Below are 17330 nucleotides of genomic sequence, written 5' to 3' on the forward strand. Positions count from 1 at the left end.
ATGACCGCACTTTCCCGTCGCAACTTCGTGGGCCTGGGCGCTTCCGCCATGCTCGCCACCGCCTTCGGCTCGCGCATCGCCTTTGCCCGCGCGGCGACCGACCGGCGCTTCGTCTTCATCATCCAGCGCGGTGCGGCGGATGGCCTGCATACCGTCGCGCCGGTGGGCGATCCTGCCTATGCCGGGCAGCGTGGGGCGCTGGCGGAGGAGTTCGCGGCGGCGCCGAAGCTCAACGACATGTTCGCGCTGCATCCGGCGATGAAGAATGTGATGGGCCTGTACGGCGCCAAGCAGGCGCTGTTCCTCCATGCCGTCGCCTCGCCCTATCGCGACCGCTCGCATTTCGATGGGCAGAACGTGCTCGAGACCGGCGGTACCTCGGCCTATCAGCTCAAGGACGGCTGGCTGAACCGGCTGCTGACCATGCTGCCCGCCGACGACAAGGCGATCGCGTTGGCCGCGACCGTGCCGATGGCGCTGCGCGGGCCGGTGGAGGTGGCGAGCTATGCGCCCTCGTCACTGCCCGACGCTTCGGACGATCTGCTCGCCCGGGTGAGCCAGATGTACCAGGGCGACGCCCAGCTTCACGGCATCTGGGAGCAGGCGACCGCCACTCGCATGCTGACCGGCGACCTGGCTTCGAACAACGGCAAGAACGCTGCCGACACCGGCACGCTCACCGCGAAGATGCTCGCGGCGCCGGGCGGGTCGCGCATCGCGATGATCGAGACCGGCGGCTGGGACACCCATGCCGGGCAGAAGGGGCGGCTGCAGGGCCAGCTCAACGGGCTCGACCAGATGATCGGCGCGCTCAGGACGGGGCTGGGGCCGCTGTGGAGCAACACGGTGGTGCTGGTCGCCACCGAGTTCGGCCGCACGGTGAAGGTCAACGGCACCCAGGGTACCGATCACGGCACCGGTTCGGTCGCGATGCTGATGGGCGGCGCGGTCAACGGGGGCAGGGTGCTTGCCGACTGGCCGGGCCTGGCGGATGCGGCGCTCTATGAAAGCCGCGACCTCAAGCCGACGCTGGGGCTAGACGCGGTGATCGGCTCGACGCTGGCCACCCATTTCGACCTGTCGCCGCAGACCGCGGCGCGCAAGCTGTTTCCCGATGTGCAGATGGCCAGGCCGTTGCAGGACCTGCTGCGCGCCTGAACCGGCGGCTCGCCGGAGATCCGGCGGGCGCTCTTCTCTCGCATGAAGTGCTTTGGGTTCGGTCGGCTACGGCCGAGCGGGCTAGCGGCTGTCTGGCAGCGCTTTAACTTACATACATTCTTGATTGCATGTAAATGTGCGGCTAGCCTTTGGTCACCGGCGGAGACCTGGATCGGGAGAGGATATCACTGCATCGAAGCCCAGGGGGCCGGTGCGCCATACGCGAAAACCAGCTTTTGCTCGCCACTCCGCGCGGCCGAACCCTTCGGCCCGGCACCATTCGCCACCACCGATACGGTTCGAAGGAGAAAACGATAAACGCAAGGAGAGGCAGATGAAGCGACTATCCCGAGCGATATGCATCACGCTGGTTTCGGCCACCGCATTGGCGGCGGCCATGCCCGCGGCCGCGCAGTCCGTCCCCAACGCGCCGACCGGTCCGGTCGAGACGCAATATTACGCCAATGGCGCCTATGCGACGACCCAGACGCGCTCCACCGTCGCCTGCGATTCCAAGGGCAACCAGTGCGATGTCTTCTATCCGACCAACATCGCCTCGCTGAACACCCGCCTGCCGCTGGTGCTGTGGGCCAACGGCACCGGCTCCACCGCGGACAATTATCCCAACTGGCTGAAGCATCTCGCGAGCTGGGGCTTCGTCGTGGTGGCGACACGCGACCAGCAGACCGGCTATGGCAACACCGTCCTGGATTCGCTCGCCTATATGCAGGCGCAGGATACCAACCCGGCCAGCCCCTTCTACCAGCGCATCGATTTCGCGCATGTCGGCGCGGCGGGGCATTCGCAGGGGGCGTCCGGCGCCGCCAATGCGATGTTCCACTCGGGCGGCGTGATCAAGACCACGGTGACGTTCGAGCTGCCGAACCAGAACTGGTGCAATCCGGCGGACAATTGCCTGCTCACGCCGACGCTGACCGGCGGATCGGGGTCGATCTTCTATGTCAGCGGCACCGCCGACAGCCTGATCGCGCCGGATACGCAGAGCGGCGGCACCCAGCTCAACTCGCAGACCGCCTGGTACAACGCCACGCCTTCCACGATGCTCAAGGCCAAGGGGCTGCTGAAGGGCGCCAACCATAACGACATCACCGGCACGCCGGGTTGCGGCCTGCTCGGTTTCCTCAAGGCCTGCGCCAATGGCGTGTACGGCTATCTGGGCTATCCGACGGCCTGGCTTGCCTGGCAGCTGAAGGGGGATGCCGTGGCGGGGGCCGCGTTCAAGTCCGGGACGGGTGAGTTTTTCACCGCGAATGCCTGGCAGGGACGGGTCTCCAACATTCCCTGATCGCCCTGGTCGCGGGCCGCCGTCCGGGCGGCGCGCGACCGACCCGCATATCCACGCAAGGGCAGGGACATGGCTCGGATATCCTTGATTGTCGCGTTTCTGATCCTGGCTGCTGTAGCGGCGGGGGCCTTCTTCGCCTGGCCGAGAAGCGCGCCCAGGGCACCGGATGCCGGCGCGGTCGTGATCCAGCCGCTCGCACCGCGCGAGGCCGCGCCCGTCCCCACGCCCGTTCCTTCCCCATCCCCGACGCGATCGGCGATCGAGGCGGCTATCCTCGATTCCATGGCCGATCCGCGTGCCGAGCTGCGCGATGTCGTCACGCGCCGGGATGCGCCGCAGATCGCCTGCGGCGAAAAGCGCACCTCGCGCGACCCGGTGTTCCGGCGCTTCGTCTGGCTTGGGCATCTGAAGATGCTCGCGACCGACGATGGCTCGCAGGATTTCGGCAATATCCTCGCGGTCTGCCGGGAAGGGCAGCCCGTGCCCTGATCGCTCAGCCCGGGAGCGGGCGGCCGCGGGAATCGATCGTGCCGGCGCTGATCGCGCCGTCGATCAGCCGCTTGAGGAAATCGATCGAGCTGCGCATCTCCTCCGGGTTGGGCGCCAGCACCTGCGCGATCGACAGCCCGCGCACGGCCCAGACGAACAGGCGGATCCCGGCGAGCATCCCGGCATCGTCGCCGTTGCCGAATTGCTGCTTGATCGTTTCGAGCGACATCTGCTCGACCCTGGCCTGCATCGGCGTGACCAGCGCGGCCAATTCCGCATCGCTGCGCGAGGCCTGGAGAATCTCGAGCACGGCAAGGCCCGAGGGACGGCTCAGCACTTCCCAGAGCATCTCCGGCCAGTCGGAGATATGCGCGCCGCGGCCGGTATCCGCCGCAATCTCTTCATAGGCCCGGCGTTCGCGCTCGTAGACGGTGCCGATCACATCGGCCATCAGCTGGGCGCGCGTGCCGAAATGATGGTGCAGCGCGCCGCGCGTCACCCCGGCTTCCTCGGAGATCGCCTCGGTCGATGTGCCGCTATAGCCCTTGCGGTAGAGCAGCCGGATCGCGGCATCGAGCAGCGCCTCCCGCGTCTCCGCCGTGCGCTCCGCCTGTGTCCGCCGCTTCCTGGCCGGGGCTGCTTCCGCCACGTTCTTCCAAACCATGTCCCGGCGACGGGAAGCGCCGCCTCGATCCATTTGGCGGGTCGGAAGAAGGTCCGTCAACTCGCGGGCGTGCAAACTTCCGTGGCGCACCCCATCTCACCACAGTGGCGTCGTGGCTCCGCATCCGCTAAGGCGCGCGCTTCCGCAACCACTGGAACCGTGAATGACGCTTTACGCACGCTTCGCCGCGCATCTGAACCTTGCCCTTGATGCGCTTGTCCTCGCCGGCGACCTGCCTGCGGGGCTGGAGCGACGTGCGATCACCGTCGAGCCGCCGCGCGATGCCAGCCATGGTGACCTGGCGACCAACGCCGCGATGGTCCTCGCCAAGCCGGCGGGCACCAATCCTCGCGCGCTGGCCGAGAAGATCGGCGCCGAGCTGGAGAAGCTCGATGAAGTGTCCGCGGTCTCGATCGCGGGCCCGGGCTTCATCAACCTGACGCTGACCGACGTCACCTGGCGTGGCGAGCTGAACGCGATCCTCGAGGCGGGCGACGATTATGGCCGCTCGCATGTGGGTGCCGGCACCACCGTCAATGTCGAATATGTCTCGGCCAACCCGACCGGCCCGATGCACATGGGCCATTGCCGCGGCGCGGTCGTGGGCGATGCGCTTGCCAGCCTGCTCGAATTCGCCGGGCACAAGGTGATCCGCGAATATTATGTCAACGATGCCGGCGGCCAGGTCGACGTGCTCGCCCGCTCGGCGCACCTGCGCTACCGCGAAGCGCTGGGCGAGACGATCGAGATCCCCGAAGGCCTCTATCCGGGCGAGTATCTGAAGCCGGTCGGCGCGAAGCTCGCCGCCGATTATGGCGACAAATATGTCTCCGCGCCCGAGAGCGAGTGGCTGGTGCTGTTCCGCCAGATCGCCGTCGCCGCGATGATGGACATGATCCGCGCCGATCTCGCGCTGCTCGGCATCCATCACGATCTCTTCTCGTCGGAAGCCGAGCTGCAGGCCGCGGGCAAGCCCGAGCAGGCCGAAGCCTGGCTGCGCGAGCGCGGGCTGATCTATGACGGCGTGCTCGAGGCCCCCAAGGGCGAGACGCCCGAGGATTGGGAGCCGGTAGAGCTGCCGCTGTTCCGCTCGACGCAGTTCGGCGATGATCAGGATCGCCCGATCAAGAAGTCGAACGGAGCCTGGACCTATTTCGGCGCGGATCTCGCCTATCACTTCCAGAAGGCGCAGTCGGCCGACCAGCTGATCGACATCTGGGGCGCGGATCATGCGGGTACGGTCAAGCGCATCGTCGCCGCGGTGCAGGCGCTGACTGGCGGCGAGACCAAGTTCGACGTCAAGCTGGTCCAGATGGTCCGGCTGCTGCGCGACGGCGAGCCGGTGAAGATGTCGAAGCGCGCCGGCAACTTCGTGACGCTGGCCGATGTGGTCAACGAAGTCGGCAAGGACGTGGTCCGCTTCACCATGCTGACCCGCAAGGCCGATGCCCAGATGGACTTCGATTTCGCCAAGGTGGTCGAGGCGTCGAAGGACAATCCGGTGTTCTACGTCCAGTATGCGCATGCCCGCGTGGCGTCGCTCGGTCGCCGCACCGCGGAGGCCGGGATCACCTGCGGCACCGTCGACCTGTCTCTGCTTGATACAAATGAGTTGAAGCTGGTTAAGGCCGCCGCGCAGTTCCCGCGTATCGTCGAGGCTGCCGCCTCGGCGCGCGAGCCGCATCGAATTGCGTTCTATCTCTACGACTTGGCCGCCGAACTCCATTCGCTGTGGAATCTCGGCAAGGACGATGCGAGCCGTCGCTTCCTTCTCGTCGATCAGGTAGAGCTGACGTGCGCGCGGCTTTATCTGGCGCGCTCGATCGGGCAGATTATCCGAAATGGCCTCCGCATCATGGGCGTAGAGGCCGTCCAGGAGATGTGAGGGAATGAACATGCGTGGGGGGGAGGCCGGATTCGGCGAGGATGACCGTCTCCCCTGGCTGGAGACGGTCGAGGAAGACTATCGCGAAGGCGTTTCCTTCGGCCGTATTCTTTTGCTGGTCTTGCTGCTTCTCGCCGTGCTCGGCGCGGGGGCGTTCGGCTATTACTGGTATCAGAAGCAGAAGAGCCTGGTCGGCAATGGCGAGCTGATCGCCGCGCCCGCGGGCGACTACAAGGTCAAGCCCGACGAGCCCGGCGGCATGAAGGTGGATGGCGAGGGCGATACCGTCTTCGCCACCAGCCAGGGCAATAGCGGCAATTCGAGCATCGACGTGAGCGCGCTGCCCGAGGCGCCGGTCGACGGCAAGAAGGTCGCCGAGAAGGCACCGACGCTTGCCGGCGAGCGCAATGCCAAGGTGGCGATCCCCTCGAGCGCGACGGCGGCCGACGCCCAGCCGAAGCGCGTGCCGGTGATCGCGCCCCAGGCCACGGGCTCGGGCGCGCTGATCCAGCTCGGCGCCTTTCCGGACGAAGCGGGGGCCAATGTCGCCTGGGCGCGGCTTTCCAAGCGCTTCTCCTATCTCGCGCCGCTCGGCAAATCGGTCGAGCGCGGTGAGAAGGACGGCAAGGCGCTGTTCCGCCTGCGGGTGAACGCCGGTTCGAACAGCCAGGCCAAGGAGCTGTGCGGCAAACTCAAGGTGGCGGGCGAGAGCTGCTACGTGGCGAATTGATTCCTGGGGGCGGAGTAAGGACTTCGTTGCTTTAGCTGCTCCCCGGCGAAAGCCGGGGCCCAGGGTAACAAAGTGAGTTGGCAGAGAAACCCGGGGCCCCGGCTTTCGCCGGGGAACGAGGAAGCTGAATCACTAAGTCCCAGCCATGCCGCGCAGGCATGGCCGATCGCCGCACAGGGGGTTATCCGGCGCGCCGCGCTTCGCTAAGACGGGGGCATGAAGCCAGTAATCTTCGGTGTCTCCGGCCTGTCGCTCACGGCCGAGGAGCGCGATTTCTTCCGTGATGCCGATCCGCTCGGCTACATCTTCTTCAAGCGCAATTGCGAGAGCCGCGCGCAGATGCGCGCGCTCACCGAGGAGCTGCGCGAACTGAGTGGCCGCGCCGATCTGCCGATCCTGATCGACCAGGAAGGCGGCCGGGTCAGCCGGATGGTGCCGCCCGAATGGCCGGCCTTCCCGGCGGGCGAGGTGTTCGGCAAGCTCTACGATATCGCGCCGATCTCCGCGATCGAGGCGGCACGGGCCAATTATCACGCGCTGGGCATGATGCTCGCCGATGTCGGCGTCACCGTCGATTGCGCGCCGTTGCTCGACGTCGTGACGCCGGAAGTGACCAAGGCGATCGGCGACCGCGCGTTCGGCGGCGAGCCGATGCGCGTCGCCGCGCTCGGCCAGGCCTGTGTCGAGGGGCTGCGCCGGGGCGGCGTTGTCGGCGTCGTCAAGCACATGCCGGGGCATGGCCGCGCGCTGGTCGACAGCCATCTCGAGCTGCCGCGGGTCAAGGTGGGCGCCGAGGCGCTGGAGCAGGACATCGCGCCGTTCCATGCGCTCAAGGATGCGCCGATGGGCATGACCTGCCATGTCGTGTTCGAAGCCTGGGATGCCGAGCGCCCGGCCACGCTCTCGCCGACGGTGATCCGCGACATCATCCGCGGCCGCATCGGGTTCGACGGGCTGCTGATGACCGACGATATCGACATGAAGGCGCTGAGCGGCACGCCGGGCGAGAAGGCCACCCAGGCGCTCGCGGCGGGCTGCGATGTGGTGCTCGATTGCTGGGCGCGGATGGACGAGATGGTCGAGATCATCGGCCTGCTCCCCGACGCGACGCCCGAGTGCATCGAACGGCTCGACCGCGCGATGGCGACGACGGGTGCGGATGAGCCGGAAACGGACTTCGCCGAGCTTATCGCGAAGCGGGACGAACTGCTGGCGCTTGTGTCTGCCTGAGGGGGCTTGGATGGCACCGAGGCCTGGCTTTTTTCGTTCCCCGGCGAAGGCCGGGGTCCAGTCTCGGCGCACTATCGACGGCGCAGGAGCCTCACGAACGAGATTGCGACTGGGCCCCGGCCTTCGCCGGGGAACAGCTAGAGTATCGTTCCGAACGTCTTCACCACCTCAGAGCATCTTGAGATATTCGAGCAGCGCCGCCTTATCCTCGGCGCTGAACTTGGTGCCGAATTCGTGGCCGCACCGGCTGTTGCCCGAGTTGAGCTGGTCGCAGCCGGTGGTGGTGACCACATGGCTGCCGGTCTGGTCGGCGGCGATGCCGACGCGCTTGATGTCATAGGCGCGGCCCATCTTGAAGCTCGCCGGCCGCTCGGCCGCGGGCTTGAGCAGGTCCTCCAGCGTCGGGACCGATCCGTTATGGAGATAGGGCGCGGCGGCCCAGATCCCATACATCACCCGCGATTCATACGAACCCGGCTTCACCGCCGTCGCAGCCGCGGGCGACGCCGCCATCGGCTTCTCGCCGAACGCACCGGCGAGATCCTGCAGCGACTTGGGGAGCTTCCCGCTCGTCTTCAGCGCGCCCGTTTCGGCCAGGCTCGCCTTGAACGGATCGGCATTCTGCAGGATCGAGCCGACCACCGAGAAGCCGAGCAGGCTGAACGAAGTGGTCTTTTGCGGGATCGCGGTGCCGAAGGGCGGCACCAGCTTGCCGCCAGCCAGAGAGCCTGAGTCGGCGGTGCGGGCCAGGATATCCCATTCGCGGGTATCGGTGCCGACATTCTGGATCGGCGTTGCCCAGGTTTCCGAGAAGGTGAAGCGGAACTGGCCCTTCTTCTGATCGTGGCAGCTGCCGCAGCTCGGGCTGTCCGGGGTCGACATCGCCCAGACCTGCTGCCCGCGCGCCGCCAGCTTCTGGTCGACCGGCCAGGGCCAGACGGGCGCGCCGATCAGCTTGATCGATCCCTCCAGCTTGCCCAGGCCGTTGAAGTTGGCCGAATTGTTGGCGAGGAAATCGATCCGGCCTCTGCCCTTGTTGACCGGGTGGAAGGTGCCGAACACGCCGTAGACTTCGCCCAGGTTGCGGGCGAGGCCGAGCAGGTCGTTGCCATTGTCGGCGAAACCCGGCCACTGCGTCATGTCCTGCTTCGCGGCGTTCCACAGGAAAGGATAGCGTACCGGCGCATCCGCGGGCTGGATATTGCCGGGGATCAGATAGGTCGGCGCCTTGCCGATATCGAGCCCGGTCAGCCGGTTGAAGATCATGCTGACCGCGTCGAGCCGGCCCAGGCCCCAGATATCGGGGGTGCCATAGGCGCGGTCTCGCAGTGTGTCCTCGCGCGTGTACCAGAGCTGCACCGTCGCCTTGAGCTCGCTGACCAGCGCGGGATCGGGATCGGGGCCAAGCACGCTGACCGCAAAGGGCCGGAAGGTCGCGTCGCTTTCCAGCACGCGGCCGACCGCATCGATCATGTCGGTCAGCAGGCCCTGGAAGTCGCTGAGCGCCGGGCCGCCATCGACGCGGTAGCTGGTGCCGGACACGTCGATTTCGCGCGTGTGGCAGGCGGCGCAGTTCATCCCGACCACTTCGTTGCCGGTGGTGCCGGTGAGGGTGAAGCCGATCGGCAGGTTGCCGGGCGTGCCGGAGCGATCGGCGAGATAGCCATAGCGCTGCAGCTTGTCGGCGAGGAACGGCTTGCCGTCGGGCGTGGTGAGGCCTTGGAGCCAGCTATAGGGGATCAGCTGCGATCCCTGGTCCTGCCAGTAGAAGTCCTCGCGGGTGGAGGCGTTCCAGCTGGTGCCCTGGTTGAGATAGACCAGCGGCGACGGATCGAGCGCCTGGCTGTTCACCGTGGAGGCGGGCAGCGCGACGGCGGACAGGCACAGCAGCACCTTCACGGCGCGCGAGAAGCGGACGTGCGACATCAGATTTCCCCCAAACCAAGGCGTGAAACGCCATGCCGGACAAACGAGGGCGACCCTGTGCGATTATCTTTCTTGAATGCCGCGAACCTGATCGGCGCGGCGGCGCCCGTCAATCGGAACAGGGTCCGAAACGGCGCGTATCCGGCTTCGGCCATCGGGAAGTGACTTTCCCGCGGCGCTCTGCTTAGCTCGGGACATGTCCGAGGAAGCGCCCGAGACCCTCAAGATCGATATCGACGGCTGGGAAGGGCCGCTCGACCTGCTGCTGGCGCTGGCCCGCACGCAGAAGGTCGATCTGCGCCAGATCTCGATCCTCCAGCTCGTCGAGCAATATCTCGGCTTCGTGAACGAGGCGCGCGAGCTCCGGCTGGAGCTGGCCGCCGACTATCTCGTGATGGCCGCCTGGCTGGCCTATCTCAAGTCGGCGCTGCTGCTTCCCCGCAACCCGGAGGAGACGCCGAGCCCCGAGGACCTAGCGCTGCGCCTGCAGCTGCGCCTCGAGCGGCTCAACGCTATGCGCGAGGCCGGCGCCCGGCTGATGGCGCGCGACCGCACCGGCCGCGACAATTTCTTCCGCGGCGCCCCCGAAGGACTGCGCGTGCTGCGCAAGGCCCGTTACGAAGCCGAGATCTACGACCTGATCGCCGCCTATGGCCGGATCAGCGCGCGCACCCGCCCGGTGATGCACGTCGTCCAGCAGCGCGACGTGATGACGCTGGAAGCGGCGATCGCGCGCGTCTCCTCGCTGATCGGCACGCGGATCGAATGGAGCACGCTCCAGTCCTTCCTGCCCGAGGGCGCGAGCGGCGCCTATGCCAAGTCGGCGCTGGCCTCGTCCTTCGTCGCCGCGCTTGAGCTCGCCAAGCAGGGCAGGGTGGAACTCAAGCAGAAATCGGCCTTCGCGCCGCTCTATCTCAAGGCGACCGCATGACCCCTGAAGATGCCGCCACGCGCGCGGTGGAGGCCGTGCTGTTCGCCTCCGAGAACCCGATGAACCTCGACGAGATCCGCGCTCATGTCGGCACCGAGATGGACGTGCGCGCCGCGCTCGCGGCCCTCGAGGCGCTCTATGCCGGGCGCGGGGTCGAGCTGGTTCGCCGCGGCGACCGCTGGCATTTCCAGACCGCGGCCGATCTCGCCCATCTGCTCCGCCGCAACCGCGAGGAGAGCCGCAAGCTCAGCCGCGCCGGCATCGAGACGCTGGCGATCATCGCCTATCACGAGCCGGTCACCCGCGCCGAGATCGAGGCGATCCGCGGCGTGCAGATTTCCAAGGGCACGATCGACGTGCTGATGGAAGCGAACTGGGTGCGCCCGGCCGGCCGCCGCGAAGTGCCGGGGCGGCCGCTGATGTACGCCACCACCCAGGGTTTTCTTACCCATTTCGGCCTGGCCAGCCGGCGTGATCTGCCCGGAATCGACGATCTCAAGGCCGCCGGCCTGCTCGATCCGGTCGACCTCGCCTTCGAGGCGCTTGGCGAAAGCGAGGGCGCCGACGAGCCCGAAAGTGAAACTGTCACAGACGACGAATAGGGGCGACCCCGCGTAGGCCATTGCCGCTCGTGCGTGCGAGGCCTAGATAGGGCCTGAATCAAGGAGATTTGTTATGGGTATGGGTAGCATCTGGCACTGGCTCGTGCTGGGCTTGATCGCGATCCTGCTGCTCGGTGGCGGTCGTTTCTCGAACATGATGGGCGACGTGGCCAAGGGCATCAAGCAGTTCAAGAAGGGCATGAGCGAGGACGACGCCGACGACAAGCCGGCGACCCGCATCGAAGGCAAGGCGGCTCCCGAGCCGACCGTGCAGCGCGAAGCCGAGACGGCGCGCGAAGAGAAGCTCTGACCCTATCGTCCCCGGCTCAGGGCGCCGGGGACCGCTTCTGGCGAATTGATCGATGCTAGATTTCAACGCGCCCGAGTTTGTCGTGGTCGCCATCGTGGCCCTGATCTTCATCGGGCCCAAGGACTTGCCGAAGGCGATGCGCTTCGTGGGCAAATGGGTCGGCAAGGCCCGTGCGGTCGCGCGCCAGTTCCGCTCGGGCTTCGACAACATGGTCCGCGAGGCGGAGCTCGCCGAGCTCGAGAAGCAATGGGCCGAGGAAAATGCCCGGATCATGTCCGAGCATCCGCCCGCCGCGCTGCCCGCGCCTGAGGCTCCGGAAGTGCATCACGTCGCGGAGGATGCCGCGCCGGTGATGGTCGAGCAGCCTGCGTTCGTCGAGGAAACGCCCGCCGTCTCGGCGCCCGCGCCCAAGCCGAAGCGCGCCCGCAAGCCGGCCGCTGCCGCTGCACCCGAGGTTGCGGACGAAGCCGCCGCCAAGCCCGCTCCCAAGCCCCGTGCGCCTCGCAAGAAGGCCGCGCCGCCTGCCGAGGCCGCCGAATGAAGGACATCGACGACACCCAGCAGCCGCTGCTCGAGCATCTGATCGAGCTGCGCCGCCGCCTGTTCTACTGTGTCGCCTCGCTGCTGGTGACCTTCTTCGTCTCCTTCTATTTCTCGAAGGAGATCTACGGCTTCCTCGTCCATCCGCTCGCGGTGGCGGGGCAGGACCAGGTGATCTTCACCCAGATCTTCGGGGCGTTCTTCGTCCAGCTCAAGGTCGCCTTCTTCGCGGCGATGATGCTGTCCTTCCCGGTGATCGCTTCCCAGCTCTGGCAGTTCGTCGCGCCGGGCCTGTACCGGCAGGAGAAGAGGGCGCTGTTGCCCTTCCTGCTCGCCACCCCGGTGCTGTTCATCGCCGGCGCGGCGCTGGCCTATTTCATCGCGATCCCCACCGCTTTGCACTTCCTGCTCGGCTATCAGGGCGAGCTGGGCGACAGCGGCGTGCGGCAGACCGCGATGCCCGACGCCGAGAAATACCTCGATTTCGTCATGCAGTTCCTGTTCGCCTTCGGCATCACCTTCCTGCTGCCGGTGCTGCTGATGCTGCTCGAGCGCTCGGGGATCGTCTCCTATGAGCAGCTCAAGAGCGCCTGGCGCTACGCCGTGGTCGCAGCCTTCGCGATCGCCGCGGTGCTGACCCCGCCGGACGTCGGCTCGCAGCTGCTGCTCGCGATCCCGCTGGTCGGCCTCTATTTCCTCTCGCTGATCGCGATCTGGTTCACCCGCCGCCGTCGCCCCGCCGCGACGGAGGATGAGGACAAGGCCGAAGCGGCCGAAGCCTGACGCAAAAAAAAAGGCCCCTCCCGATCCGATCGGGAGGGGCCTTTTCTTTTCCTGCCGGATTACTTGGCGTCGTCCGCCGTCTTGGCGACGGTGTCGCCGGCGGACGAAACGTCGCGGCCAACGCCTTCGATCGTGTTGCAGGCTGAAACCAGCACCGCGCCCGCAAGGGCGAGGCAGGTGATGATCTTACGCATCCTAACTCTCCAGATACCGAACCCGTTGGGGTCGGAAGGGAAATGCTTATCCGCACGCAAACGTTCCGTTCGCGAAGCAACGCGTTGAAGATGCTGAAAAAAGGGAAGGGCCCCGAAAAGTTTTAGGCCCGGAAGCGTCACCGGGGGGGGAGGGTTGACGCTTCCGGGCCCATGTCTTGGATAGCGAGAGCGGGGGGGCAAAAGGTCACTATCCGAAGTACAAAACGGACCAGGCGGTCAGCGGTTCCACGGCCCCCGATCTTTTTTGAAAAAATTTATCGAGATCAAGATTCGGGACGGAACGCCAGTCTGATCGGCATCCAGCGCATTCGGTTCCCCGGCGAAAGCCGGGGCCCAGGGTTTCTCATCCAAATCGCCTGTGACCCCAGGCCCCCGGGCTTTCGCCGGGGCGCAGCTAAGCCGAAGAGATGCCCCAATCCCTCAAGGCTTCCCGGTAATCGCGATCGCCGCCTCATAGGCGCCGGTCAGCGGATCATGGTGCAGTTTGGTGCGCAGCTGGCGGGCCAGGCCGCCGATGATCCGGCCATAGCGGCTCTCCACCAGCGTTTCGAGCGCCGGGCTCTCGACCAGGGCCGGGGACGAAACCCGGAGCAGCGCCCGGTGCTCGTCATCGGGGATCGGCTTGATCGAGATGCGGATCTGCGCGGCGGGATGGCAGTTCATCGCCAGCTCGACGATCTCGGTGAGCAGGAAGGCGACCGCGATCGCCACGTCCTGGTTGACCAGCACCGGGGAGATGTCGAGCGTCACGCCCAGGCCCTGGGCCCGTTCCGGCGCGGTCGCGCGGATATTCGCCGCCAGTTCGCCGATCACCGATCGCACGTCGAGCCCGCGATTCTCCTCGAGCTCGGCATAATGGTGGCGATGGACCACCGCGAGCGCATCGACCCTGCGCTGGATCGAGGCATAGGCCTCGGTCGCTTCGTCGCTCTTCGCGCTGCGGGCGTGGAAGTTGATCAGGCTGGCGATCACCTGGAGGTTGTTCTTGACGCGGTGATGGACTTCGCGGGTGAGCTTGGTCTGGCGCACCAGGCCCTCGGCGAGACCCGCCTCATGCTCCTTCACCGTGCGGCTGATCTCGCGGAACGTGTCGCCCAGCTCGCGGATCTCGGCGGCGGGCATCTCGCCGAAGCGCTTGATGTCGAGCACTTCGCCCGGCTGATAGGTGCCCACGCTGGCGCGCAGCCGCCGCAGCGGGCGGATCAGCAGGATATCGACCACCAGCCAGCTGATCGCGGCCGCCGCCAGCCACATCAGCACCAGCACCACCGTGTTGATGATCATCGGCGAGGTGATCGGGGTGCCGAGCATCGACATCTGGAGCTCGACCCCGTCCAGCCCGAGGTCGTTGGCCACCGTCTCGCGCCGGTCGAGCGGTCCGGCGCCTTCGAGCTTGCGCAGCACCAGCCGGTCGCCGTGCCGGAGCAGCGCGGCACCATATTCGGGGACGAAGCCGCTCGGCTGGGCGATCGAGGCGAGCGCCGCGGCGGGATAATATGCAATGGCGCTGCCACCGCGCCGGCCGCCGATGCGCAACGTCAGCCCGTCCTCGGTCAGCCCGGTGCGAACTTGGCGCGGCTGGAGCTGGTTCTGCGCGGCGGAAACGAAATTCTGGCCGCAGATCACGCGGTCCTCGCCGTCCCGGATCGCGAATCGCGCGCCGGAAGTGGTGGCGAAGGTGCCGGCCAGGCGGGTGCAGGCGGGAGCGTCGTGCGGATCCGCCTCCAGCGTTTCCAGCGCATTGGAGAGCTGGCCGACATGGTTGACCAGCAGGTCGCGCAGCACGTCCGAGCCTTCGCTGGCGGCGATGCGCAGCCGGGCGCGGGTGTCGGTATCGGCGCTACGGGTGCTCTGCAGGGTCGTGAACAGCGCGATCAGCGCGAGCGGCAACAGGCTGAGGATCAGGTAGAGGAACACCTTGGCGCCGGTCGGCATAGCCCCCAGCGCCGCGGCCGGGCGAAGCCTGGCGCGCGGTTCTTCGTCCGAAATCTCCATGCTTGCGGACTAGTCGAGCTTCTTCAGAAGGTCGAGCAGATCGTCGGGCACGGCTTCGCCCAAGGCCTCGTCATAGGCCTGGCGCAACGCCACGCCTACATTGCGACCGGGGCGACCGGTTTCCTTTCCGCCATCATTTTTGGGCGGCTTTTTCATCTTCTCATCCGCGGAATGCACCAATTCCCCCCTGCGCCGTGACGCATGTCACGGCTCGGACTAAAAGCGACCTGTTCCGGATGCAACGTCCGGACCTGAACGAATGCCACCGGTCGCATCGACACGGTGGGCCTGCAACGACACTACGCAGCATCTGCCATGAAACCAATTCCCCCGTCGTTTGTTCCACAGGCGATGCAATATCCGGGGAGGGGCTCCTTCGGGTGGCACGAATTGAGATTGCAATAGCTCGGAACGGAGCCGAAACAAGCCGTTCCGCACCGTAGGAGAATAGTTCGACCATGTCGCTTGGACAGCAACTCGCGCCGCACCTTCCGCTGCTTCGCCGTTATGCGCGCGCGCTCACCGGCAGCCAGGTTGAAGGCGATCGCTATGTGCGCGCGGCGCTCGAGGCGATCGTCGCCGCGCCGGACCAGTTCCCCCGCGAAGTCGATCCGCGGCTCGGCCTGTATCGCACGTTCCAGGCGATCTGGCAGTCGACGCACCTCGAGGAAGAGGATGTGATCGAGGATACCACCAATGAGAATGAAGCGATCGCCCGCAAGCGGCTCGCCCGTCTCACTCCCTTGTCGCGCCAGGCGCTGCTGCTCACCACCGTTGAGGGATTCAGCATCGAGGACGCCGGCTATCTGATCGAAGAGGAAGCAGGACAGGTGCAGAAACTCGTTGCGGAAGCCGTGGCCGAGATCGAGCGCCAGACGCGCACCCGCGTGATGATCATCGAGGACGAGCCGCTGATCGCGATGGATCTCGAGCAGATCGTCCGCGACCTTGGCCATGACGTTACCGGTGTCGCGGTCACGCGCGATGAAGCCGTCGCGCTGGCCATGGAGGATCGTCCGGGCCTGGTGCTCGCCGATATCCAGCTGGCCGATGACAGCTCGGGCATCGATGCGGTGAAGGACATCCTCGCCGAATTCTCGGTGCCGGTGATCTTCATCACCGCCTTCCCCGAGCGGCTGCTCACCGGCGAGCGTCCGGAGCCGACCTTCCTGATCACCAAGCCGTTCCAGCGGGAAACCGTGAAGACGACGATCAGCCAGGCACTGTTCTTCGACCAGGCGACCGTTCCGGCCTGAGCCGTCCCACGAAAAATCCGGTGCGGGTTCCATATGGTACGGACCCAAAACGGCTTTCGTTGGTTTTAGGTGCATGGCTGAGAACGACGACTCTGTGCACCTCAGTACCGAGGAAGCCCGCGCCGGCACGACGCCGCACATGACGCGCTATGTACTGGGCATCAGCCTGGTGCTGGTTATCGTCGCGTTCGCGATTATCCTTCTTCTCTGACGGAAAGATCGGCGCGAATATGCTGGCAATCGCGGACACCAAGCCTATCTCTGGAAACGGTCGCCTGCCGACCAACGCAAACAAGCGGGAACGAATGAGCCAGTCCGAACAGCCCGAGGACAAGGGGACCGAGGCGCCGCAGGAGCATGTCTCGCTCTCCGATCCCGAGTTCAAGAAACAGCTCGCCGTGGTCATCCCGCACCTGCGCGCCTTTGGCCGCTCGCTGTCGGGCAGCCGCGATCTCGCGGACGATCTGGTCCAGGAGACGCTGCTCAAGGCATGGGCCGCGCGCAAGCGCTTCCAGGCCGGAACGAATATGCGCGCCTGGACCTTCATCATCCTGCGCAACCTCTATTTGAGCCAGATGCGGCGCGCGCGGTTCAAGGGTGAGTGGGATGATCTGGTCGCGGATCGAATCCTTGCGGCACCGGCCAGTCAGGATCGCCATGTCGAACTTTCGGACATGCAGCGCGCCCTGCTCCATCTGCCGCAGCCCCAGCGCGAGGCGTTGATCCTGGTCGGCGCGGGCGGCTTCGCCTATGAGGAAGCGGCCGAGATCTGCCAGGTCGCGGTCGGCACCATCAAGAGCCGCGTCGCGCGCGGCCGCGTCGCGCTCGAGCATCTGCTGAGCGAGGGCCAGCTGCCCTCGCGGCGGATCGAGCCGGGCACCGCCGAGGGCAAGACCGCGCTCGATACGATCATGGGCGAGGTCGAGGACCTCAGCCGCGAACGTGAGCCGCGGTCGGAATAGCAGTATCTAGTTCGGCCCTCCGTTCCCCGGCGAATCCGGGAACGGTCAGGCGCCGGGATAGCACAACGAAAAGGCCGCGTTCCCCTGAGGAGCGCGGCCTTTTCGGTATGCCAAGAGGAAAGGGGCGATGGCTAGCGCTGGTCGTCCCGGCTGAGCTGGCGGAGCATGGCCGCCATGTCATCGGGCAGGCCCAGATCTCGCGCATAGGCATCGCGAAGCGCAAGCCCGATCGCGTCGCTGGCGCGCGGCGCCTCGACCCGATATGCGGGCTGGCGGGCGTCGCCGGCCGTGGCTGAAGTCGTCTGGTTCATGTTGCTAGAACAATTCAGTTCTCTTTTTGTTGCTTGA

Annotated in this window: 19 protein-coding genes; 13 read left to right on the plus strand and 6 right to left on the minus strand. The window is 66.4% G+C overall.

Annotated elements, in window-relative coordinates:
- The 3 genes from AC1RJ5_RS21945 to AC1RJ5_RS21955 all read left to right on the plus strand — a co-directional run bounded on the left by AC1RJ5_RS21945 (position 1) and on the right by AC1RJ5_RS21955 (position 2953).
- Positions 1-1158, plus strand: coding sequence for a DUF1501 domain-containing protein (locus AC1RJ5_RS21945; RefSeq protein ID WP_269575874.1), 1158 nt, complete (start codon positions 1-3; stop codon positions 1156-1158).
- Positions 1159-1492: 334 nt separating this feature from the next.
- Positions 1493-2464 carry a poly(ethylene terephthalate) hydrolase family protein gene (locus tag AC1RJ5_RS21950; RefSeq protein ID WP_493115716.1) on the plus strand — a complete coding sequence of 324 codons (972 nt, stop codon included), beginning with the start codon at positions 1493-1495 and terminating at the stop codon, positions 2462-2464.
- A gap of 69 nt (positions 2465-2533) precedes the next feature.
- Entirely contained in the window at positions 2534-2953 is a 420-nt protein-coding gene (locus AC1RJ5_RS21955; protein ID WP_493115718.1) for a hypothetical protein, read from the plus strand.
- Between the two features lie 4 nt (positions 2954-2957).
- Here AC1RJ5_RS21955 and AC1RJ5_RS21960 read toward each other — a convergent pair whose 3' ends face one another.
- A complete protein-coding gene (locus tag AC1RJ5_RS21960; RefSeq protein WP_269575871.1) occupies positions 2958-3617 on the minus strand; it encodes a TetR/AcrR family transcriptional regulator in 660 nt (219 codons plus the stop codon).
- Positions 3618-3780: 163 nt separating this feature from the next.
- Here AC1RJ5_RS21960 and argS point away from each other — a divergent pair, with 163 nt between their 5' ends.
- From argS to nagZ, 3 genes are all read left to right on the plus strand, one after another.
- The gene (gene argS / locus AC1RJ5_RS21965) at positions 3781-5502 is read left to right on the plus strand and encodes an arginine--tRNA ligase (RefSeq protein ID WP_269575870.1); all 1722 of its coding nucleotides are present in this window, start codon (positions 3781-3783) and stop codon (positions 5500-5502) included.
- Positions 5503-5512: 10 nt separating this feature from the next.
- Positions 5513-6232, plus strand: a complete 720-nt coding sequence (locus AC1RJ5_RS21970) for an SPOR domain-containing protein (protein WP_260396328.1) — start codon at positions 5513-5515, stop codon at positions 6230-6232.
- A 216-nt stretch (positions 6233-6448) separates the two neighbouring features.
- Positions 6449-7462 carry a beta-N-acetylhexosaminidase gene (nagZ, locus tag AC1RJ5_RS21975; RefSeq protein WP_493115721.1) on the plus strand — a complete coding sequence of 338 codons (1014 nt, stop codon included), beginning with the start codon at positions 6449-6451 and terminating at the stop codon, positions 7460-7462.
- Between the two features lie 168 nt (positions 7463-7630).
- Here nagZ and AC1RJ5_RS21980 read toward each other — a convergent pair whose 3' ends face one another.
- Positions 7631-9388 carry a di-heme-cytochrome C peroxidase gene (locus tag AC1RJ5_RS21980; protein WP_269575868.1) on the minus strand — a complete coding sequence of 586 codons (1758 nt, stop codon included), beginning with the start codon at positions 9386-9388 and terminating at the stop codon, positions 7631-7633.
- A gap of 196 nt (positions 9389-9584) precedes the next feature.
- Between AC1RJ5_RS21980 and AC1RJ5_RS21985 the strand changes: the two genes are divergently transcribed.
- The 5 genes from AC1RJ5_RS21985 to tatC all read left to right on the plus strand — a co-directional run bounded on the left by AC1RJ5_RS21985 (position 9585) and on the right by tatC (position 12554).
- Positions 9585-10319, plus strand: coding sequence for a segregation and condensation protein A (locus AC1RJ5_RS21985; protein ID WP_269575867.1), 735 nt, complete (start codon positions 9585-9587; stop codon positions 10317-10319).
- Positions 10316-10921, plus strand: a complete 606-nt coding sequence (scpB, locus tag AC1RJ5_RS21990) for an SMC-Scp complex subunit ScpB (protein WP_184171093.1) — start codon at positions 10316-10318, stop codon at positions 10919-10921. Before AC1RJ5_RS21985 ends, scpB begins: the two co-directional genes overlap by 4 nt.
- A 73-nt stretch (positions 10922-10994) precedes the next feature.
- The gene (locus AC1RJ5_RS21995; protein WP_184171096.1) at positions 10995-11231 is read left to right on the plus strand and encodes a twin-arginine translocase TatA/TatE family subunit; all 237 of its coding nucleotides are present in this window, start codon (positions 10995-10997) and stop codon (positions 11229-11231) included.
- A 52-nt stretch (positions 11232-11283) separates the two neighbouring features.
- Entirely contained in the window at positions 11284-11772 is a 489-nt protein-coding gene (gene tatB / locus AC1RJ5_RS22000; RefSeq protein ID WP_493115725.1) for a Sec-independent protein translocase protein TatB, read from the plus strand.
- Positions 11769-12554 carry a twin-arginine translocase subunit TatC gene (gene tatC, locus AC1RJ5_RS22005; protein WP_269575865.1) on the plus strand — a complete coding sequence of 262 codons (786 nt, stop codon included), beginning with the start codon at positions 11769-11771 and terminating at the stop codon, positions 12552-12554. The genes tatB and tatC overlap by 4 nt, the downstream gene beginning before the upstream one ends.
- Before the next feature lie 59 nt (positions 12555-12613).
- On the opposite strand, the gene AC1RJ5_RS22010 is transcribed toward tatC, so the two are convergent.
- The 3 genes from AC1RJ5_RS22010 to AC1RJ5_RS22020 all read right to left on the minus strand — a co-directional run bounded on the left by AC1RJ5_RS22010 (position 12614) and on the right by AC1RJ5_RS22020 (position 14920).
- Complete coding sequence (locus AC1RJ5_RS22010) at positions 12614-12748, minus strand: entericidin A/B family lipoprotein (RefSeq protein ID WP_184171104.1); 135 nt, start codon at positions 12746-12748, stop codon at positions 12614-12616.
- 441 nt (positions 12749-13189) lie between these two features.
- Positions 13190-14764 carry a sensor histidine kinase gene (locus tag AC1RJ5_RS22015; RefSeq protein WP_260396330.1) on the minus strand — a complete coding sequence of 525 codons (1575 nt, stop codon included), beginning with the start codon at positions 14762-14764 and terminating at the stop codon, positions 13190-13192.
- A 9-nt stretch (positions 14765-14773) separates the two neighbouring features.
- Positions 14774-14920, minus strand: a complete 147-nt coding sequence (locus tag AC1RJ5_RS22020) for a NepR family anti-sigma factor (protein ID WP_184171107.1) — start codon at positions 14918-14920, stop codon at positions 14774-14776.
- A 302-nt stretch (positions 14921-15222) separates the two neighbouring features.
- Here AC1RJ5_RS22020 and AC1RJ5_RS22025 point away from each other — a divergent pair, with 302 nt between their 5' ends.
- Together AC1RJ5_RS22025 and AC1RJ5_RS22030 are read left to right on the plus strand one after the other, a co-directional pair.
- Positions 15223-16020: a response regulator gene (locus AC1RJ5_RS22025; protein WP_269575863.1), complete on the plus strand. Its 798-nt coding sequence runs from the start codon at positions 15223-15225 to the stop codon at positions 16018-16020.
- Positions 16021-16325: 305 nt separating this feature from the next.
- Positions 16326-16982, plus strand: a complete 657-nt coding sequence (locus AC1RJ5_RS22030; RefSeq protein WP_184171112.1) for a sigma-70 family RNA polymerase sigma factor — start codon at positions 16326-16328, stop codon at positions 16980-16982.
- Positions 16983-17113: 131 nt separating this feature from the next.
- Here AC1RJ5_RS22030 and AC1RJ5_RS22035 read toward each other — a convergent pair whose 3' ends face one another.
- Positions 17114-17293, minus strand: coding sequence for a hypothetical protein (locus AC1RJ5_RS22035; protein WP_269575862.1), 180 nt, complete (start codon positions 17291-17293; stop codon positions 17114-17116).
- Positions 17294-17330: the final 37 nt, after the last annotated feature.

It is taken from the genome of Sphingomonas sp. GW822-FHT03G08 (assembly GCF_058801135.1).